General features: G+C 68.8%; 14 protein-coding genes. 2 read left to right on the plus strand and 12 right to left on the minus strand.

What is annotated here, in order from left to right; translation table 11 throughout:
- Positions 1–88 precede the first annotated feature (88 nt).
- Positions 89–898 (plus strand): non-homologous end joining protein Ku, encoded by an 810-nt coding sequence (ku, locus tag Aco04nite_RS40805; RefSeq protein ID WP_213002539.1) that lies wholly within the window; start codon positions 89–91, stop codon positions 896–898.
- Here ku and Aco04nite_RS40810 read toward each other — a convergent pair.
- The 8 genes from Aco04nite_RS40810 to Aco04nite_RS40845 all read right to left on the minus strand — a co-directional run bounded on the left by Aco04nite_RS40810 (position 870) and on the right by Aco04nite_RS40845 (position 9396).
- Complete coding sequence (locus Aco04nite_RS40810; protein ID WP_213002540.1) at positions 870–1418, minus strand: copper resistance CopC family protein; 549 nt, start codon at positions 1416–1418, stop codon at positions 870–872. The two genes, ku and Aco04nite_RS40810, sit on opposite strands and share 29 nt — an antisense overlap.
- A complete protein-coding gene (locus tag Aco04nite_RS40815) occupies positions 1415–1981 on the minus strand; it encodes a hypothetical protein (RefSeq protein WP_213002541.1) in 567 nt (188 codons plus the stop codon). Before Aco04nite_RS40815 ends, Aco04nite_RS40810 begins: the two co-directional genes overlap by 4 nt.
- An 80-nt stretch (positions 1982–2061) precedes the next feature.
- A complete protein-coding gene (locus tag Aco04nite_RS40820) occupies positions 2062–2490 on the minus strand; it encodes an SgcJ/EcaC family oxidoreductase (RefSeq protein ID WP_213002542.1) in 429 nt (142 codons plus the stop codon).
- A gap of 92 nt (positions 2491–2582) precedes the next feature.
- Positions 2583–3761, minus strand: a complete 1179-nt coding sequence (locus Aco04nite_RS40825; RefSeq protein ID WP_308161720.1) for an acyl-CoA dehydrogenase family protein — start codon at positions 3759–3761, stop codon at positions 2583–2585.
- A gap of 38 nt (positions 3762–3799) precedes the next feature.
- Positions 3800–4600, minus strand: a complete 801-nt coding sequence (locus Aco04nite_RS40830) for a helix-turn-helix domain-containing protein (RefSeq protein ID WP_213002543.1) — start codon at positions 4598–4600, stop codon at positions 3800–3802.
- A gap of 796 nt (positions 4601–5396) precedes the next feature.
- Entirely contained in the window at positions 5397–6458 is a 1062-nt protein-coding gene (locus Aco04nite_RS40835) for an enediyne biosynthesis protein (protein ID WP_438874985.1), read from the minus strand.
- Positions 6407–8371 (minus strand): CRTAC1 family protein, encoded by a 1965-nt coding sequence (locus Aco04nite_RS40840; protein ID WP_213002544.1) that lies wholly within the window; start codon positions 8369–8371, stop codon positions 6407–6409. Before Aco04nite_RS40840 ends, Aco04nite_RS40835 begins: the two co-directional genes overlap by 52 nt.
- A 332-nt stretch (positions 8372–8703) precedes the next feature.
- Complete coding sequence (locus Aco04nite_RS40845; protein ID WP_213002545.1) at positions 8704–9396, minus strand: MerR family transcriptional regulator; 693 nt, start codon at positions 9394–9396, stop codon at positions 8704–8706.
- A gap of 293 nt (positions 9397–9689) precedes the next feature.
- Here Aco04nite_RS40845 and Aco04nite_RS40850 point away from each other — a divergent pair, with 293 nt between their 5' ends.
- Positions 9690–10424, plus strand: a complete 735-nt coding sequence (locus Aco04nite_RS40850; protein ID WP_213002546.1) for a helix-turn-helix domain-containing protein — start codon at positions 9690–9692, stop codon at positions 10422–10424.
- A gap of 22 nt (positions 10425–10446) precedes the next feature.
- On the opposite strand, the gene Aco04nite_RS40855 is transcribed toward Aco04nite_RS40850, so the two are convergent.
- Genes Aco04nite_RS40855 through Aco04nite_RS40870 form a run of 4 tightly spaced genes read right to left on the minus strand, consistent with a single transcriptional unit; the run spans position 10447 to position 18612 of the window.
- Positions 10447–11802: a cytochrome P450 gene (locus Aco04nite_RS40855; protein WP_213002547.1), complete on the minus strand. Its 1356-nt coding sequence runs from the start codon at positions 11800–11802 to the stop codon at positions 10447–10449.
- A complete protein-coding gene (locus Aco04nite_RS40860) occupies positions 11799–12350 on the minus strand; it encodes a flavin reductase family protein (protein ID WP_438874987.1) in 552 nt (183 codons plus the stop codon). The genes Aco04nite_RS40855 and Aco04nite_RS40860 overlap by 4 nt, the downstream gene beginning before the upstream one ends.
- The gene (locus Aco04nite_RS40865; protein WP_213002549.1) at positions 12350–12790 is read right to left on the minus strand and encodes an acyl-CoA thioesterase; all 441 of its coding nucleotides are present in this window, start codon (positions 12788–12790) and stop codon (positions 12350–12352) included. The genes Aco04nite_RS40860 and Aco04nite_RS40865 overlap by 1 nt, the downstream gene beginning before the upstream one ends.
- On the minus strand, positions 12787–18612 hold the full coding sequence (locus tag Aco04nite_RS40870) for a type I polyketide synthase (RefSeq protein WP_213002573.1): 5826 nt from the start codon (positions 18610–18612) through the stop codon (positions 12787–12789). The genes Aco04nite_RS40865 and Aco04nite_RS40870 overlap by 4 nt, the downstream gene beginning before the upstream one ends.
- Between the last annotated feature and the right edge of the window lie 48 nt (positions 18613–18660).

Below are 18660 nucleotides of genomic sequence, written 5' to 3' on the forward strand. Positions count from 1 at the left end.
AGGTCCGCAAGGCAGAGGACGAGGGGCGGGTCCCGGCGATGCCAGGGTGGGAAGGGCAGCGACTCCAAGCCGGCAGTGAGGATCTTCTGTGCATGCGATCTGGAAGGGCGCAATCTCGTTCGGGCTCGTCTCCATCTCGGTCAGGTTGTCTGCCGCCACGGAGGATCGGAGCGTGAGGTTCCATCAGGTCCACCGCGCCGACGGCGGCCGGGTGCGGCACCGCCGGGTCTGCTCGGCATGCGACAGCGAAGTGGCGCTGACCGACATCATCCAGGGGTGGGACGCCGGCGGCGGAGAATTGGTGACGCTGAGCGATGAAGATGTCACGGATCTGCCCCTACCCAGCGCCCGCACCATCGACGTGCTGAAGTTCGTCCCCGGCGACGAGGTGGACCCGATCCTGTACCGCCGCACATATTTCCTCGAGCCGGAGGCCGCCGCGCTCAAGCCGTACGCCCTGCTACGCGAGGCGTTGCGGGATGCCGGCCGGGTGGCGATCGTCAAGATCGCCCTGCGACGGCGCGAGCAGCTGGCCGCCATGAAGGTGCGCGGCGACGTCATCGTCCTGCACACCATGCGCTGGCCCGACGAGCTACGCACCCCGGACTTCGGCTTCCTGGACGGCACGGTCGAGGTCAAGGACGCCGAGCTGGCCATGGCCGCGTCGCTGATCGACTCGATGAGCGCCGGCTTCGATCCCGTGTCTCTCACCGACGATCACCGCGCGGCTCTGCAGGCGGCCGTCGAGGCCAGGCGGCACGGCCGCCCGGCAGCGCCCGCCGACACGCAAGCCGCCGCCACCAGGACCTCGGACCTGATGGCGGCGCTGGCGGCATCCGTCGACCGCGCCCGGGAGCGGGCGGCCACGCTCAGCGCACCCGCGGACGGCGCACCATGATCAGCACGAGGGCGGCCACCAGGACGAGGTCCAGGAGAACCAGGGCCAGGGTGCCCCCGTCGCGGTTCATGTGGGCGTGGCCGGCGAGATCGGCGCCGGTCAGGGGGGCCGCGGGGGCCGCCGCGAAGGCGGTGGAGTCACCGCGCACCATGAACGCGGACTGGCCCGTCACCGCCTTCCCCTCGCCGGTCACGACGTGGTACGCGATCTGGTACCGCCCCGGGAGGCTCGCCTCGACCCGCACGGAGACGCGGTTGCCGGTCACCACCGGCTCGCCCCGGGAGACCTCGTCGCCGTCCGGCCCGACAGCTACCAGATGGATCGTCGTCGGTCGGGGCGCCGCGGTGAAGAGCAGGGAGACCGCGGTGGGCGCCGCGCCGGCCGTCGAGGCGTCCGCGGGCTCGACGGCCTGCAGGCGTACCGGCTCCGGCACGTCGAGGGCGCGGACCACGACGAACACCGCGAGCGCCGCCAGAATGGCGCCCACCATCAGGTGGCGGCCGGAAAGGGTTGTCCTCATACCGGCTGCGGGGTGCAACTGCACGCCATCGCGTCCGCCTCCGCCCGGTTCGGCCGCAGGTGCAGGTACATAGCGACGACCATCGGGATGAAGACCACCGTGTTGTAGAACAGGTGCAGTTCGACGCGGGGCAGGAAGAGCTGCAGGATGCTCGTCGGCACGGCACGCCCTGCCAGGAAGTGACCGGTCTGTGACTGCAGGAGCAGCAGCAGGTGTTCGATGTGATGCCAGAACTGGATCGCCAGCGCCACCGTCCACCACGTCCGGCTGCGGCCGACAAAACCGGGCCGAAGCAGGATCAGGAAGAAGAGCATCACCAGGGCGTACCCGTAGTGCAGCCACTCGGAGGAGATGAGCCAGGGGAAAGGCATGCCGAGCACGCCCCGCGCCTGCGGCGGCTTCCAGCCCAGACCCCAGATCTGGTACGCCTGGGCCAGGTGCTCGGCCCAGTGTGCGATCACGATCACCATGAACACGCCCAGCGCGGCCCGGTGGTGCGCGGAGTTCAGGCTCCAGGGCCTGCCGGTGCTCAGTCGCGGGGCTGAGCTGACTTTGTCGGACATAGCGCCTCCTCGGATAAGACGATCGGGAGGCGCCGGATGCGAGTCGCTGCAGTGCACCCGGCGCCCGGCGGGACGTCGCGCTAGTTGCTGCTGTCGCGAGGACTGTTCTGATAAGCCGCCAGGTGCCAGCTGCCCTCCCGCTTTGTCACCAGCCAGGAGGCGCGGATGGCGTTGTCAGCGGAGACCGTGGTGTCGTCGCCGAGCAGGAACCCGCCCTCGGTCAGCAGCAGCCCAACCTCGGCGCTGTAGAACTGCAGGCCGATGGGATCTCCGGTGACCCGGGAGTCCTTGTACGGGCCGGCGAACGCGTCCGCCATGAAGTCGCGGATCGCGTCACGACCACTCACGAAGACCCCGGGCAGGATCATCGTGCCGTCGGGGACGAAGACCTCGGCGAAGGCCTGCGCGTCGTTCTTGGCCCAGGCCTCGACGATTCTCCCGGGCAGCGCGGCCACGGCGGCGCGGTCGGCGACGGACGGCCCGGATGCTGGTGCGGTACTGGTGGTCATGGTGTCTCCTAGCGTCGGCTGGCGACGGTCGCCAGTGATGGGTTGCCAGTGATGGGTTGCCAGAGATGAGTTGCCGATGGTGGTTGCCGGTGTCAGACGTACTGGCTGTTGGGCGGCTGCCCGCAGAGCACCCGCCCGTAAAGCTCCGCGTTGGTGTCCGGGTGCATCAGTGCGTGCAGGCTGACGGCCTGGACGTCGCGCCGGATGCGCTGGATCGGCACGTCGAGCAGGTTGGAGGTGCCGCCGCTCGCGTCCGCCAGGACATCGACGGCCCGCAGTGCCAGACGTACGGCAGAGCCCATGTCCGCCCGGGCCCTGGCACGCTCCTGAATGCTCCAGTCCGCGCCGGCGGCGGATTTGGCGTCGACGGTGGCGGTGAGCCGGTCGGCGTGGAAGCCCGCCTCGTCGATCTTCATGGCGGCGTCAGCGACCTGCAGATGGGTCAGCGGCGCCTCCGCCTGGTGGGCGTAGTCGGTATAGGTGATCTTGCGGCCGCCCACCCGTTCCATGAAGGCCTCGTACGCCGCGCGCGCCAGGCCCACCGCGGTGCCCACCGACGACGCCGAGGCGACCGGAAGCAGCGGTGCTTCGTAGATCGACCCGTACACGCCCTTGGGCCGGCTCGACCTGCCCTGCATGACCACGCCCAGCGGCAGGAACCGCGCGTCGGGGACGAACAGGTCCTGCGCGACCGTGCTGACACTCCCGGTCCCCCGCAGCCCCGCGGTGTGCCAGTCGTCCACGATGTGCAGCTCGGACATCGGAACCAGGGCCACCACGGGCATCGGGTCGCCCTCGGGGCCCACCAGTACCGCGATGATCTCCTGCCACTGGCTGTGCAGTGCTCCGGTGATGAAGCTCCACTTGCCGTTGACGACGATGCCGCCCGGCGCGGGAGCCGCCATCGCGGTGGGGCTGAGCGTGCCGCAGATCCGCACGTCCTCGGTCGCGAAGACCTCCTCGCGGACCTCGGCGGGGAACATCGAGGCCATCCAGGTCGGGATCCAGTGGACCGACGCGACCCACGCCGCCGAGGCATCACCCGAGGCCAATGTGGCCGCGACGTCGGCGAGGGTACGGGTGTCACACTCATAGCCCCCGTGGCGTGCCGGTGCACGCATGCGGAAGATGCCCACCTCGCTCATCGCGTCGATGACCTCGTCGTGGACCCGGCGATTCTCCTCGGACCACGTCGAGTATTTCTGCAGCAGGGGAACGATCCCGGTGGCACGTTCGATCATTTGCTCGCGGGTGGGGCGCTGATGGGTCACGGACTGGCTCCTTGTGAGGGCGGTTGGCGAGAGCGGGATCAGGCGGCGTATCCGACGGAACCGGCGTGGTGCCGGCGGCGCGCCGCGAGAGCGGTCGTACGCGCATCGGGCAGCGCCAGCAGCAGCGGCGGGTCGAAGACCCTGGCCGGGCCCAGGCGCACCGTGGCGACGGCGGCCGATCCGCGGCGGATCCTGATGGGACCGACGCTGGCGACGAACGGTCCGGGAATTCCGTTCTCGCTGATGCTCCGGACGTCGTTGGGGGTCCGCGGGACCCCTTGGCAGAGCAGGTACCAGATGCCGTCGGGCACCTTGTCGATGATGAAGTGCCCGGCGCCGTTCAGAATCGTGCAGCGGCTCGGCCGGCCCTCGGGCACCCGGCTCGCGAACAGTCCCGCGAACACCAGGTCGACCTCGGCACACGGATGCATCGAGAGCATTCCGGACACGACGCCGTCACCCGAGCAGATGTCCTGGTCGGAAGGCAGGGTCTGGACCATGTGGCTGATTCCCCGGGTCCGCCGGTATTCCGTCGGCGCCAGCCCGACGCTGCGGGTGAACCGGGAGCTGAACGTGCCCACGCTGTTGTAGCCCACATGAACGCTGATGTCCGCGACGTTCATCGAGGTCGCCAGGAGGAGTTCTTTTGCCTGCTGGAGTCGCATAGCCGACAGAAAGCGTCCCGGCGACACACCGGTGACCCGCTGGAAGACACGCGTGAAATGGAATTTGCTGAACATTGCGGCGCGCGCCATGTCGTCGACGGTGAGGTCTTCGCCCATGTTGTTGCGCATCATGTTTAGAGCACGCTCGACCGCATGCTCGAAATGTATTTCCATCCGCCCCCCAATAGAAAGACACAACCACCCAACGGCGCGACTTACGCAACATTCAGCGAGGCACTTCCGGGCTGATTTCCCGCATTCGGAGCCACAACGCCCCGTGCGGCCCGTACCCCACCTGCAGCCGTCCCGGCCGCCGTCACGGACACCCGCGCACCGGCTGCCACCGACCGGAAAGACTCCAGAGCCCTTGACCCGCCGGCCGGACGCGCTCGTCCCGACCGGTCCAGCGGCATGTCACCGCTCCGCCGCCACGGAGGCGACCGGCCGACGTTCATCGAGATCGTCACGTCGTGCATTAACAACTGCAATCTTCTCGACAATGCCTGGACCAGGCATCTTAGAGATTGCCGTCAATAGAGCACGATCGAAGAAGCGCCCGATTATCGGCGTCGTCGCACCTGCCACGTTTTAGCCATTTTATGACTGACAAATAACAACGTGTAGCGGTGTTTCCATTACGAGGAACAATGCCACTTTGTCGCATTCGCCGGCGCGTGCGGTGACGTGGAATGGCCTCGGTATCGTCAGCACTACGTCACCGGTCGCCATTACTCACAGAAGTCGGCACCATGCGCGCGGCGCCACGGATCATCCCCGTGAACTGCGCCGGCGCCGGCTTGCCGGCCGGATGCTTCCCCAGCCGGCCGCCGTTCGACGAACTCTGAGTACTCAGTGAACATGGTCGATAGCTATCAGTAACATCTGGCTCGCCAGGAAGAACCCGGAACGCACGACGGCCGGGGCGCGAGCGCCCCGGCCGTCGTCGGCATCCGCCGCACGGTGCTGTCGATCAGATCGTGCTCGGCACAGGTTCCCGCTCCTGCACCACCGCCCGGGGCAGGTCGCGCTCGCCCCGGCGCGTAGCGGAGATGATCCACCACGAGATCCCGCGGATGAGACAGACGATGGTCACGGCGAAGAACAGCGTGTAGACCACGTTGAACACCATCAGCAGGCCGTAGACCATCGCCACGCCGGCGCCGAACATGAACTGGTTACGCGGCCGGCTCGGCGTGGTGCCGGGGTCGGTGATCATGTAGTTGGTGAAGAGCACGAACGCCACGCCGGTCATCGGGATCAGGGCCGCCCACAGCGCGACGTCCCACACCCAGGCCCGCAACAGGGCCTGGATCACGAAGCCGCCCAGCCACCCCACGATGAGCAGTACCTTCTTGGTCAACATGGTGTTCAGGACCGTACCGGCGGTGATGATCACCACCGGGATCATGATGCTGATGGCATCGGGGACGTTCTCGGTGAAGTGGTACGGAGGCGCGACGTTGACCCAGGGGAACAGCAGCAGCGCCGCCGAGATGCCGAGGTTCGACGGGTTCATGAAGTGACGCATGCGGCCGTTGATGGGCGCGCGCAGCAACGACTTCTGCCCGATGCCGACCAGGACCGCGAAGGCGATCGGCCAGAACCGGTCGTTCGCGTAGAGCAGCATGTTCGCGGCCAGCGCGGTGATGTGCGCCGGTAGCAGGAACGTGAACATTCCCCGGGCACCCTTACCGAGGAACTCCGGCACCCGGCGATGGGCCCGCGCCGTGATGAGCTCGATGACGATCTCGGCCGAGTAGCCCACCGCGAGGGCGAACAGGGGCCACGTCCACGGCTGCTCGAAGCCCAGGACCGTGTAGCCGAGGATGTTGAAGATGGACATGGAGATGGCGAAGTTCCGCAGGGCGAGATACCGGGGATCCGGCTTGGCGGCTACGGGGCCGGGTATCGCCGGCACGGTGCTCGCGGACTGCTCGAGGGCTGTTGGCGGCGCTTCGGTCCGGGCCGGCTGCACGGTGGTCACAGTGCCGCCACCTCCTTGATTTCGCTGGTCAGCATCACGTTGTGCCATCCGGTTGCCAGGTCGATGCTCTGCCGGTGCACCGCACCCCGCAGGTCTCGCCAGGCGATCTCCACGGAGACCGGGCGGTCGCCGTTGTCACCGAGCCCGACGAAGACGTCGTGACTGCGCTTGCCGGAGTGACCGCCGCCGCCGTCCAGCTGCGCCACCCGCGTGCGGCCGTCGGCCGTCTTGACACAGACCTGGGCGCCGTACGCCGGTGTGCCGATGACGCCGGCCGCACCGCCGGCGACGGGACGGTAGAGGCGCAGACCGATGAAGTCTCCCTGGCTGGTGCCGGTGTTGTGGTAGAAGCTGGGCGCGGCCCACTGGCGTGCGACGGCGAAGTCCTGACCGCCGTCGCCGTCGATGTCGGCCACGGCGATGCCCCTGCTCGGTGTGGAGTCGGTCATCCCCAGGTCGCCGCTCAGATCGGCGTAGCGCCCGTTGCCCTCGGCACTCCAGAACGCGAACGGCTGGCTGCCGGCGATGTCGTCACCGGGCTGGGCGTTCGGCCACATCTTCGGGTTACGCAGCATGAGGTCGTTGCTCATCGCCAGCTCCTGCAGCCACGACCAGCGGTTGATGCGACCCTCGATGAAGCCGAGGGCCTGCACGATCTCCATGTCGCCGTCGTTGTCGAAGTCGGCCATCTTCGAGTCCCACCCCCAGCCGGACCACGCGAGGTTCGCCGACGCAGCCTGGTTGCGGAACGGAGCCTCATGGGCCGTGAGCATCTTGTTGGCGTCCGCGGGTGTGGCCGCGGTGTTGTGCCAGACGAAGTTGCTCTCCTCGAGACCCCATGACGTGGTGATGTTGCTGACAAACGCGTCGAAGCGCCCCGCGCCGGCGAGGTCACCGAACTCGATCGACATGCCCTTGAACGAGTCGTGCCCGAGGACGAGCGACTTGGGGGTCACCGCGTCGCGGTGCCCCTCCGCCAGCTCGAACCTGATGCGTCCCGGCGCCGACACGTTGTGGAAGAAGCGGTCATTGCCGAAATCGTTGGCGAGGTAGAGCTCGGGCAGCAGGTCACCGTCGAGATCCACGGAACTGGCGCCCAGCGTCCAGCCGGTCGAGAAGGCGGGGGGAACGGCGGCGGGCTGCTCCTCGAACGTGGCCGAGGGGCTCGCACCGGCCGAGGCCGCGACCCAGCGCAGGACGTGCGACCCGCCGGCGTTGCGGGCGTGCGACATCGAGTTGTTCATCTGCATGTTCGCCTGGCCGGTGATGCTGAGGATCTCGGTGTCCGGGAAGTAGTTGAAGACGCCCAGGTCGAGGTGGCCGTCGCCGTCGAAGTCGGCGGCCGCCACGGCATTGGTGTTCCAGAGCTGGCCGCGGTACAGCGCACCGGGTGCCTGCGGAACGAGTTCGGTCGGCTGATATGTGGCCGGGCTCAGCGCCGATGCCCCGCCGCGGTGGAAGAAGACGACGGGGGTACGCCCCCAGTAGTAGACCAGCAGGTCCATCCGGCCGTCCTCGTTGAAGTCACCCGGGAGACAACCCATCGGGGCCATCGCTTCGTGGACCGGCAGGGGGGCGGGATCAAGGACGAAGGGCTGATAGTGGGCACCGGAGGCGGGCGCCGGGGTCACGATCACGCTGTCGCTGCGGGTGTCGACGAGACACAGGTCGTCGGCCCGCCCGGTGCTGTCGAGGTCGTTGACGGCCACGGCCGCTCCCACGGAGGAGACCCAGGACCGGATGTGCTCGTACTGGGGGTTGACGGTGCGAACGGTCCGCTCGGCCAGCCCGGGCGGCAGCGCGATAGGCAATTCCGCGAAGCCGAATTTCGATGCCAGGCTCTTTCGCTGCTCCGCGGAGGCTGTCGGCAGCCGCGAGAAGCCGTAGGAGCCGATGAGGACTACCAGTACGACGATCGCGGGGATGAGTCGGCGAAATACGCCGACTGGCTGCGTGGACAACGGCTCTCCCTACGTAAAGGTGATGAATGCCGATTCTTCGCCGATGCCGCTTCGGGCCGGCTTGACCGCATTCCGATATTAAGGAAAGGACCGGCCCGGCCAGGAATGCCGATTACTTTCGATGCGGCGACTGCTCACCCGGCAGCGGGTGCGAGCCGGACACGAATCGCAGATCGCAGCTCGCAGCTCGCCGAAGTAAAAGCGCAATGCCGTTGAAGGGGTTCTGCACGAGCGCGATTACGGTCCTCAACGCCAGTCATCATGACCCGGCCGCACCGCGACGCGCATCTCACTGCTTGCCTTAAGTCGATTACTGAGGGTGACTTTTGCACCTACGCCGACGGCAACCCCTCCGTCGACGTGGTCATGTGCTCGCGGGCCATCCGGCGCAGCGACGACAGTGCCACCTCGAGCAGCACGGCCGTGGCCATGGCCTCACCGGCCTGGGCGGGCGAGTCGATGCTGCGCGGTAACATATCCGTCTCCAAGCGTGCCAACCGGGCCGCAAGGTCAGCATAAGGGCGCAATGCCGTCACATCCGCCTGCCCGGCGAGACGTTCGAGAGCGGAGAAGACCTGCACGAGCGTCCGTCGCCCCGCCGAGTCCGGCGCCACCGCCCAGCCCAGACCGTCGACGAACCGGTCCACCCGCAGCGCGGTCTCGCTGCCGTCGGGGGTGCCGTCCAGGCCCGGCCCCTGCCCGAAAAGCGCCTCGTTGACCACGTCGCACAACCCGTTGACCTGCAGTCCCTGGTCATCGATGGCCTGCAGCGCCTCACGCGCCGCCGAAATGCTCATCCGCCCCATCACCGTCAGGGTCCTGATGAGATAGATGCGGCTCACGTGACTCTCGTCGTAATCCGCACGTCTCCCCCGCCTGAGCCGGCCCGGCTCCAGGAGTCCTTCTCGGAGATAGAACTTGATCGTCGGGACCGGGACGTCACAACGTCGGCTTAAATCCGATATAAACAATTCTCTCCCCGTTGATACCCGCACCACCGGAACGCCCGGCCACAGGCGTTTCACAGCCCATGGTGCCGCCCCGGAACGATCTAGGCAATCCGGACGTCCACAAAGGATCTGGTCGGCCGCGGGCCGCCATCGGCGAAGGCCGGCCGTAGATACCTCAGGTATCCACGACCGGCCGGATCACGTTGCCTGCATTAATCCATTTTCGACCGATGTTCTGATGTTGCCCCGCCACGGCATGTGGCCTACATTGAATTGATCGAGGCAATTCGATAAGGCGACGGTTGATCTCATCGGCAGCGGCGCCGAACAGTTCTCGCCGACACGATCGGTACGGAGGGTCGATAGTCTTGTCTGCCGAGGAAGCCGCCATCAGAGCCATCTGCCTGATGCGGGAGAAACTGGGCGAGAATTTGACACTGGACGATCTTGCACGAGCGGCGATGTTCAGCAAATTCCATTTCTCCCGGGTGTTCCAGAAAGTCTCCGGGATATCCCCGGGCCACTTCCTCTCCGCGGTGCGGATCAAAGAGGCACAACGCCTTCTGGCAACCACCCCGCGCACTGTCGCCGACATCGGTGCCACGGTCGGCTATACGAGCCTGGGGACGTTCACGTCCAAGTTCTCCCGCAGCGTCGGCCTCTCACCAGGAGCTTTCCGACATCAGTACAGCCGGCCCAGGGCACCGCGACCCCGGTACACACCACCCGTCTGCGGTGCGACAATTAGTGGCGAACTGAACGCACTGAGCAATATTGACCAGGGACCCACATTCGTCGGGCTCTTCCCCGAGCCGATCGCCGAGGGATTCCCCACGAGCTGGACAATTGTCAACCGGCCCGGGCCGTACCAGCTTTACGGTATCGGCCGCGGAACCTGGCACGTTGTCGCGCACTGTCTCGGCCCGGAATTCGGCGGCTCCCGGCCCGGCCCGGCGCGAGGAGCCCGGTGCGAGGTCGGCGCGCGCAGCGGACCCGTGTCGTTCCAGCCCCGGCAGTACGTCCGGACCGTGGACATCACCCTGCACACCCTCAGGGAGTTCGACCCGCCGGCACTGCTGTCCATGCCGGCGGCGATGAGTTGAGGCGGGTGGCGTACGCACCGGGTCACCAGGCGCGGACCGACATCGGCAGACCTCCGCGGATCCGGAGGGACAGCATCGGCTCCGGCGTCACCCGATGGCCGACGGGCAGGCTCAACCGGAACTCGCGCGCCAGCATCGCCACGATGAACACCGCCTCCATCATCCCGAGGTTGCTCCCCACGCACACCCTCGGCCCGGCACCGAACGGGATGTACGCGTACCGCGCACGCCCCCGCTGCCGTTCCGGCGTGAATCTCTCCGGGTCGAAGCTGTCCGGGTTGTCCCACAGCCCCGGATGCCGGTGCATCGTGTAGGGGCAGATCAGCACGTCAGCACCGGCGGGTACGAGGTAACCCCCCACCTCGTCGCCCGCCGTCGCACGCCGGGGCAGCAACCAGACCGGGGGGAAGAGCCGCATCGCCTCCTCGACAACCATGGTCGTGTAGGGCAGGCGATGCAGATCCTCGTACACGGGCAGCTCCCCGCCCAGCGCCCCGATGGCCTCCTCCCGGAGCCGGGCGGCCACGTCGGGATGCCCGTCGATCAGCGACAGAGTCCATCCGAGCGTGCTCGCCGTCGTCTCGTGACCCGCCAGCAGCAGGGTCACCAGCTCGTCGCGCAGCCGCGTACGCTCCGCGGCCGGATCCTTCTCCTGACGGGCGGAGACGATCAGGCGCGACAGCACGTCGTCACGATCCACGACGTCAGCACCACGCCGGCGCACGAGCTCGTCCACCACCTGCTGCAGATGCCGCCGGGCACGGCGGAACCGTCGCTGGTGCGCCAGCGGCACCCACATGGGTACGGCACTGAGCGTCGCCAGTTCGAACATCGCCTGGTCCTGGACCGCACCGAACGACTCCCCGAGCGAGTCGAATCCGGAAAGGTCGGAGTCCAGCAGGGTGCGGCCGAGCACACCGAGGGTCAGGCCCGTCAGCTCGGCGACCATGTCGACCGGAGCGTCACCGCGATGCCCATGCAGCCGCTCGACGAGGCGCCGGCCCTCCTGGACCACCGCGTCGGCATGCCGGGAGAGTCGTTTGGCCTGGAAAGACGGCTGCACCACCTTGCGTTGCTTGCGCCACAGGTCACCGTCGCTGGTCAGCAGGCCGTCACCGAGTGCCCGGCGGGCGTGGACGAGCCCGATGCCCTTGGTGTAGTTGGCGGCGTTGTCGGTGAGGACGTGTTTCGCGTAGTCGGGGCGGTTGAAGAAGTACAGGGTCTTGTGCGCTACCGGCAGCCGGGAGGCGTCACCGTAACGGGCCGCCGCGTCCGTCATCATGGCGAGCCGGTCGCGGGACATGACCGCGAGCATGCGCATCGCCGAACTGCGTGGCGGCCCGGGCAGGTCAGCCCGCGGCCGGCTGGTCGTTGTCATGGCAGCGTCCTCCTGGGCTGGTCGGAGCGGGCCAGCGCGCCGAAATGGAAGAGCAGCCCGTCGGTCTCGAACCGGCGCTCGGCGGTCACCAGGCGGCTGACGAAGATCGTGTGGTCGCCGCCGTCGTACTGCTGCCAGGGCACGCACTCGAACCATGCCAGGGCACCCGCGATGAGGGGCACCCCCGTCCTGGGGCCCGGGAGCCATTCGACCGCCTGAAACTGCTCTGCGCCCATCGGCCGATCGGCGTCCGAGAAGTACCTGGCCACCGGGGCATGCTCCGCGGCGAGCACGGATACGCCGAACGCCGGGGCATCGAGCAGGCAGGTGTGCATGATGGTGTTGCGCCCGACGCAGATCAGGGCGAGGGGCGGATCGAGCGACACCGTGGTGAACGAGTTCGCCGTCATCCCGTGCGGGTTGTCCCCGCCGACGGTCACGACCGTGACACCGGTCGCGAAGGTGGCGAACGCGTGACGAAGGGCCCGAGCATCGTCGACGTTGGACAGCAGGTCGGGCCCGGCATCCGCCTCGTAACGGCGTTCCATCATGCCCCCACGCGTACGGCGAACGGCTGGAGCGCCCGGACGAGAGCATCCGGCACCCGGCTGGGCTCCGTGCGGGTATTGGGGCCCCGCATGCACGCGATGCGCTGCATCCCTCTGGCGACGAGCGTCTCGCCACCGGTCCCGTCCAGCCGTACGTAGTCGAATCCGAACTCGACCTGCGTCTGCGCCAGGTCGACGAGCCGCATCCGGATGGACAGCTCGTCGAACAGGGCCAGTTCGCTGAAGAACTCGCAGTCGACACGCAGCGTGAACAGCTTCAGATCCCGCTGGAGATCGTCGAGGATCTCGGGGGCCCGCTCCCGCAGGAACATCTCCCGGCAGCGGCCCTGCCAGCGCAGATAATTGACGTAATAGACGTTTCCGACGAGATTGGTCTCCTCGAAGCCGACCACGTGACGATGTTCGAAATACGGTTTCATTCCGCTCGACGCCCTTCTGTCAGGATCCCGATGACGACCGGGCCGGCGCAACCCTTGACGGCCGTGGCGAACGTGAAGATCCGCAGGATCCCCGAGGCGAAGACCAGCCATCCGGCGCGTTCACCGGTACGCACGGTCAGCGGGGCCGCCACCGTCCTGCCGGCCTTCTGCAGGCATTCCAATGCCACCCAGACCCGGGTCGCCGCGACGCGCGGATCCGCGTCCCCGCCGAGCAGTGGCAGGAGCTCCGCGTGCCGGCCGATCAGCCCCTGCCACTCGGACAGCGGTCGCGCCTCCACCGTCTCCATGTCGCAGGCGGTCAGGCCGGGGGCGATCGTGCACAACGTCATCCCGGCGCCGTGCGAGAGGGACACGTGGCGGTCACCGTCCACCTCGGGACGACCGTCCGGACGATGTCGCAGCACGGTCGGCTCACCGGTCACCCGGCTCACGGCGACGGCAGAGCGTGCCCGCCGTGCTGCCACGAGATCCCCGCCCGGCTCCGGGTCCCGGCCGCCGTCGGGTTCGAGGGCGACTGCGGTGCCGGTCCCGGCCATCTCGTCGAGCGAGCGCTCCAGGAACGTACCCAGCAGGGCGGGAGCCCACGGCCCCGCTCCGTCACCCTTGCGAACGGCGCGCAGGGTGAGGCCCTCCCACCGTTCCACCACCTCGCCGGCTGCGTCGCGCAGAGCGATGTCATACACGTACGTATCGCCGTCGTGCAGTCGTTCGACAGCGCTGTAGCGGAACTCGCCGTCGCCGGACAGCGCCTCGCCCGCGGGGAAGATCCGCTCGATCCGCGAGGGGAGCAGGGTGGCGTGCGGTACGCAGACCTGGTTGCCGTGCATAAGAGCGTCCCGCACGCCGGGGTCGCCGAGCAGAAGCCGGCCGGGAAGGTACCCGGCGAACCACGTGACCGGGCTCGCCTGCACGACGGCGTCGACCTCCCGGGCCGTCGCCCGGTGGTAGCGGCGCAACCGCTGGAAGCGGCCGCCCTGGAACAGCACGTCGCTGTAGAGGTCGGTGGCGGGATGCAGGTCGACCACCGGCGTCCCGGCCGGTGCCTGGACGGGCGGGCCCTGCGGCACCGGGTGGTCGCCGAAGCGCAGCAGAGCCTGGAAGTGGTCGGCGCCGAACGCGGTCTCGGCGCTGCGGATGACCACCTCCACGGTGCCGGGCCCGGTCACCACCGCCGCGATCCTGATCCGGGTGGTGCCGTCGACCGGAACGACGATCGGCCGCAGAAATTCCGCCCGCTCGACCATCGGCGCGTAGCCGGCGCCGAGTGCCGCCGAGCCGACCTGGGCCATCGCCTCCATGCCGAACACCGCGGGGAACAGCAGGCTGTCGTCGAGCCGGTGGTCGGCGAGGTACAGATCCGTACCGGCGCTGAGGTCCACCTCCGTGATCAGCTCGACACCGGCGTAGTGGACCAGCGGCCGCTGCACGAAACGGAGCAGGGGCAGCTCGGGGGTGTCGTACCGGATGGTGTCGATGCCCGAGGTGCGTCCGCTGATCACCACGACCGGCGGGCTCTGCGGGTCGGCCAGCAGCCGGCGCAGGACCTCCACCCCTTGGTCGGGCGTGATCGGGGTGATCCCCTCCCGCGTCAGGTTCTCGATCACCGACAAGCGCTCGCCCATACCGACGCCCGACCAGACCGACCATTCCAGGCAGATGCTGCGGCAGTGGGGGTTGCGCTGCCCGTACTCGCGGGTCAGCTCGGCCATCCAGTCGTTCGCGACGGCGTAGTGCGCCTCCCCCCGCAGCCCGGTGCGCCCGATGATGCTGCCGAGCGTGACAAGCAGGCGTATCCGCTGCGGATCAACCGCGGCCAGTACGGCGCTCAGGCCCTGGACCTTCGGTGCGCAGGCGCGGCGCACGGCGGCCATGTCGACGTTCGGCAGGGCGGCCGGATCGTTGCTGCCGGCGCCGTGCAGCACCGCTGTCACGGTGCCCAGAGCGGTTGTGAGGTCCCGGACGGCGCGGCCGATCTCGTCCGGATCCGTGACGTCGGCGCGGGCGTAGTCGACCTTCACGCCCATCTGGGCCATGCGTTCGAGGTTCTCGGCCAGCTCGGCGTCCGCCCGCGGGTCGGAGCGGCCCACGATCGCCAGTCGCACACCGGTGTCGACGGCGATGGCCAGGGCGCATTCCGCAGTGATTCCCTTGCCGCCACCGGTCACGAGCAGGACGTCGGTCTCGTCGAGCGGTTGCTGCGACACCTGCGGGACCACCGGCATGACCCGCAGCACCGGGACGGTACGTACGCCGTCGTCGTCGTACATCGCCTCGCTGAAATCGGTCGTCGCCCGGACCTCGTCGACGACCCGCCGCAGCGATGCCGCGTTTTCCGGCGGGGTGTGCACGATCGTGACCCGTACGGACGGCTTCTCCAGCCGGAGCGTCTTGGCGAGCCCCGCCGCTCCCCGGCCGGCGTCGACGAGGACGAACCGGTCCGCCACCCGGTCCTTGATGACCTCGTGGGCGCCGTCGAGTGCGAGTTCCAGGTCGGTTTCGGTGCAGGAAGGCGGCAGGCACACCAGGACACCGGATCCGACACCGGCCTGCTGCAGGGCGTCACGCAGTGCCCGGGCGAACGCGTCGCCGTCCCGGGCATGCAACGACCAGGTCCCGTCGGCACCGGTCCCACCGGACGCCGGCAGCGGCGTGGGATCCCGGTCGACGGACCAGGCCCGTGCCCAGCCCGCGGCGCCCGCGACGGAGTCGGCGACCTCGACGGCGCCGGAGTCCACCCCGGCCCGCAGGTCGTCGATCGTGTCGGCGAGTTCCCGGATGGAGGCGGTGGCGAAGTTCAGCGGTGACCTGCTGGCCGGGATGCCGAACCTGCTGACGAGCTCGTTGACGACCGTCCCCACGGTGATCGAGCTCAGGTGCAGCTCGTCCAGCAACATGCTGTCCTCGTGCACCATGTCGACCGGTAGTTCCGCCCGCTCCGCGGCGAGGCGGCGCAGCAGGTCGACGGTCTGCTCGGTCTGCTCCTCGACGACCGTGATGCCCGCCGGCGCAACGGTGTCACCCGGGATCGCGTCGGCGGCGGGCTCCGGGCGGGCCCCGTTGCCGGTGCCACCGGGCACGTCGACCATCGGCGCGCTCTCGCAGGGACTGGTCAGCACGGCGAGCGGGCCGTCGAGCCGCAACGGGCGTACCAGTCGATCGTCGAACAGCGCCGCAGGTACTCCGGCGGCACCCAGTACGTACGCGGCGCAGCAGACCTTCAGGAGGCTTACCAGTGTCTCGTCGTCGGTGTCGAGGGCGACCGCCGGCACAGCGGTAGCCCCGGCCGCCAACCGCGACAGCACCCGTCCGGGGCCGACCTCGACGAACAGATCGACCTCCTGCGCGGCGAGCACGACGGCCTGGTTGAACATCACCGGGTCGGTGATCTGGCGGCGCAGCAGCGTGACCACGTCCGTGCTGCCGTTGGCCGACTCACCGGTGACGGTCGAGATGATGCGCCGGGCGATGGAGCCCAGGTGCACGCCGTCCAGGGAAGCGGCGAACGCCTCCGCGGCCGGCGCCACCAGCGGTGAGTGGAACGCGTGGGAGACCGCGAGGGGCGTGGCTCTGATACCCGCGTCTCCGGCGCGCCGGCAGACCTCGTCCACCGCTTCGGCCGTGCCGGAGACGACGGTCTGCGCCGGCCCGTTGTACCCGCTGATCACCACGGGAAGGTCCGCAACGAGCGTGGCTACCGCGTCCGGGCCGGCGACCAGACCGGCCATCGTCCCGGATTCGCTCATCCGGCTCATCGCGTCACCGCGCAACGTCGCGACCCGCAGCAGCGTGTCGTCGTCCATCACACCGGCCCAGCGCAGCGCTGCCAGCTCGCCGAGGCTGTGCCCGACGGCCAACGTGGCACTCAGCCCGATGATCGCCAGGGCGTGCAGCCCGGCGACCGACCCGGCAGCGATCCGCGGCTGGGCGACCTCCGTGGCCACCATGTCCCCGCCGGTGGGAAGACCGGCTCTGCCGTAGACCCGCCGGACGGAGGGAAAGCGGCGGCCCAGTGCTCCCCCGCTGGTTCCCGTGCCCGACCCCTGACCGGGGAACAGGAATCCGACCCTGGCGGGGCCGCTCACGTGTCCCAGGAAGATCCGGTCGTCGCCGGTAACAGCCTGGGTCCGCCCGTCGTCGACGGCCGCCAGGATGCGGTTCAGCTGGCGTTCGGCGTCCTCGGGGCTCACCACCACCGCGGCGGCACGACATGGCTGATCCCGGAGCCGCTCGCGCAGCATCGCGGCGAGATCCGCCATCTGGGCGTAGGAGACCCGCCCGACGACCTGCGCGATGTCCGCGACGCTGTTCCGGAGCTCCGTCCAGGTCGTCCCGGCGAAGGCGAGCATCTCACTGTCCTGGATGGACGCGCTCAGGGACTCCGTACGCGCGTCGAGCGCCGCCGCCCGCAGCGGACGGCTGTTCTCGACAACGACGTGCGTGTTGATGCCACCGAAGCCCATGGCGGTGATGCCCGCGCGTACGGGCTGCTCCTGGGGCCAGTTCTCGGCACGCCGCAGCACCCGCAGGGCGGGGTCCTCGCGGCCGAACAGCTCGTGGGGGTCGGGACACCCCAGTGCCGGTGGAAGGACCTCCCGGTGCACCGCCATCACCGCCTTGATGAACCCGGCGACACCGGCGGCGGCCTTGGTGTGCCCGATCATCGACTTCACGGAGCTGATCACCGCCGGCGCCGCCGCGCGGTCCTGGGCCCGCCGGGCCTCGGACAATGCCGTCAGCTCGGTCTGGTCACCGACCTTCGTCCCCGTTCCGTGCCCCTCGAACAGCGCTACCGTTCCGATCGGGAAACCGGCCCGCTCGTAAGCGCGGCGCAGTGCCAGTTGATAACCGCTGACCTCGGGCCGGGTGATGCCGCCCTTGCCGTCGGAGGAGATACCCCAGCCAGCGATGGTGGCGTAGATCCGGTGACCCGCGGCACGCGCCTCGGCCTCGCGCATGAGAACCACCATGCCGCAACCCTCGCCGGGCCAGAAGCCGGTGGAGCCGCGGTCGTAGACCTTCATCTCCCCCGAGGCCAGCGCGCCCGTCTTGGCGAAACCGATGATCTCGAGCGGATCGATGGAGAGGTCGACGCCGCCGGCGACCACGACGTCGACGTCCTTGTCATCCAGCGCTCGGCAGGCCGTCGTGATGGACAGCAGGGACGAGGAACACGCACCGTCGACGGTGTAGCCGCCGCCCTTGAGGTCGAAGTAGTTGCAGATGCGTCCCGCGATGGTGTTCGACAGCGAACCTGCCAGGGTGTCCTCATCAATCGCCGGGAAGGGCCGCTTGTAGTCGGTCTCCAGACCGTCGAGGAACGCCGCGAGCCGCTCCTGCTCCCATCCCTGCCCGGCCAGCGCCGCGGCGACGGTGCGGCGCACATACGGCCAGCGCAGGCGGATCTGGTTCGCCCGGGAGAACTCGCCGGTGAGGCTGTTGCCCACGACGACCGCCGTACGCTCGTGCGGCAGCCCTGCCGCCATCGGGAAGCCGGCATCCGCCAGGGCGGCCGCGGCGACGTCCAGCGCGAGCCAATGGGTGAGATCCGTCGACCGGTACGTGCTGCCCGCGACCCGGTACGACACCCGATCGAATTCCCAGCCCTCGAGCACCGCCGCGTTGCGGGCGTAGAACCGGTCCGGGGCGGCGGGGTCCGGTGACCAGTAGTCCGTGAGGTTCATCCGCTGATCCGGGAGCCTGCGGAAGGCACGCCGGCCCGCGATCGCGTTTTCCCACAGCTCCCGGGGACTTGACGCGTCCGGGTACCGGCAAGCCATGCCGACAACGGCGATGGTCGTCATAGGGTCCGATCCTCCGTTGTCCTTGTCACGTTCGGTGCTGATGCTGGT

Origin of the sequence: Winogradskya consettensis, from assembly GCF_018332715.1 — a bacterium.
Lineage (GTDB): Bacteria > Actinomycetota > Actinomycetes > Mycobacteriales > Micromonosporaceae > Actinoplanes > Actinoplanes consettensis.

Bases quoted from the DNA above. Each gene is read 5' to 3' on its own strand.
- Aco04nite_RS40870 (WP_213002573.1), bottom strand. From the start codon at position 18,612: ATGACGACCATCGCCGTTGTCGGCATGGCTTGCCGGTACCCGGACGCG.
- Aco04nite_RS40865 (WP_213002549.1), bottom strand. From the start codon at position 12,790: ATGAAACCGTATTTCGAACATCGTCACGTGGTCGGCTTCGAGGAGACC.
- Aco04nite_RS40855 (WP_213002547.1), bottom strand. From the start codon at position 11,802: ATGACAACGACCAGCCGGCCGCGGGCTGACCTGCCCGGGCCGCCACGC.
- Aco04nite_RS40835 (WP_438874985.1), bottom strand. From the start codon at position 6,458: ATGGCACAACGTGATGCTGACCAGCGAAATCAAGGAGGTGGCGGCACT.
- Aco04nite_RS40830 (WP_213002543.1), bottom strand. From the start codon at position 4,600: ATGGAAATACATTTCGAGCATGCGGTCGAGCGTGCTCTAAACATGATG.
- Aco04nite_RS40860 (WP_438874987.1), bottom strand. From the start codon at position 12,350: ATGGAACGCCGTTACGAGGCGGATGCCGGGCCCGACCTGCTGTCCAAC.
- Aco04nite_RS40810 (WP_213002540.1), bottom strand. From the start codon at position 1,418: ATGAGGACAACCCTTTCCGGCCGCCACCTGATGGTGGGCGCCATTCTG.
- Aco04nite_RS40820 (WP_213002542.1), bottom strand. From the start codon at position 2,490: ATGACCACCAGTACCGCACCAGCATCCGGGCCGTCCGTCGCCGACCGC.
- Aco04nite_RS40815 (WP_213002541.1), bottom strand. From the start codon at position 1,981: ATGTCCGACAAAGTCAGCTCAGCCCCGCGACTGAGCACCGGCAGGCCC.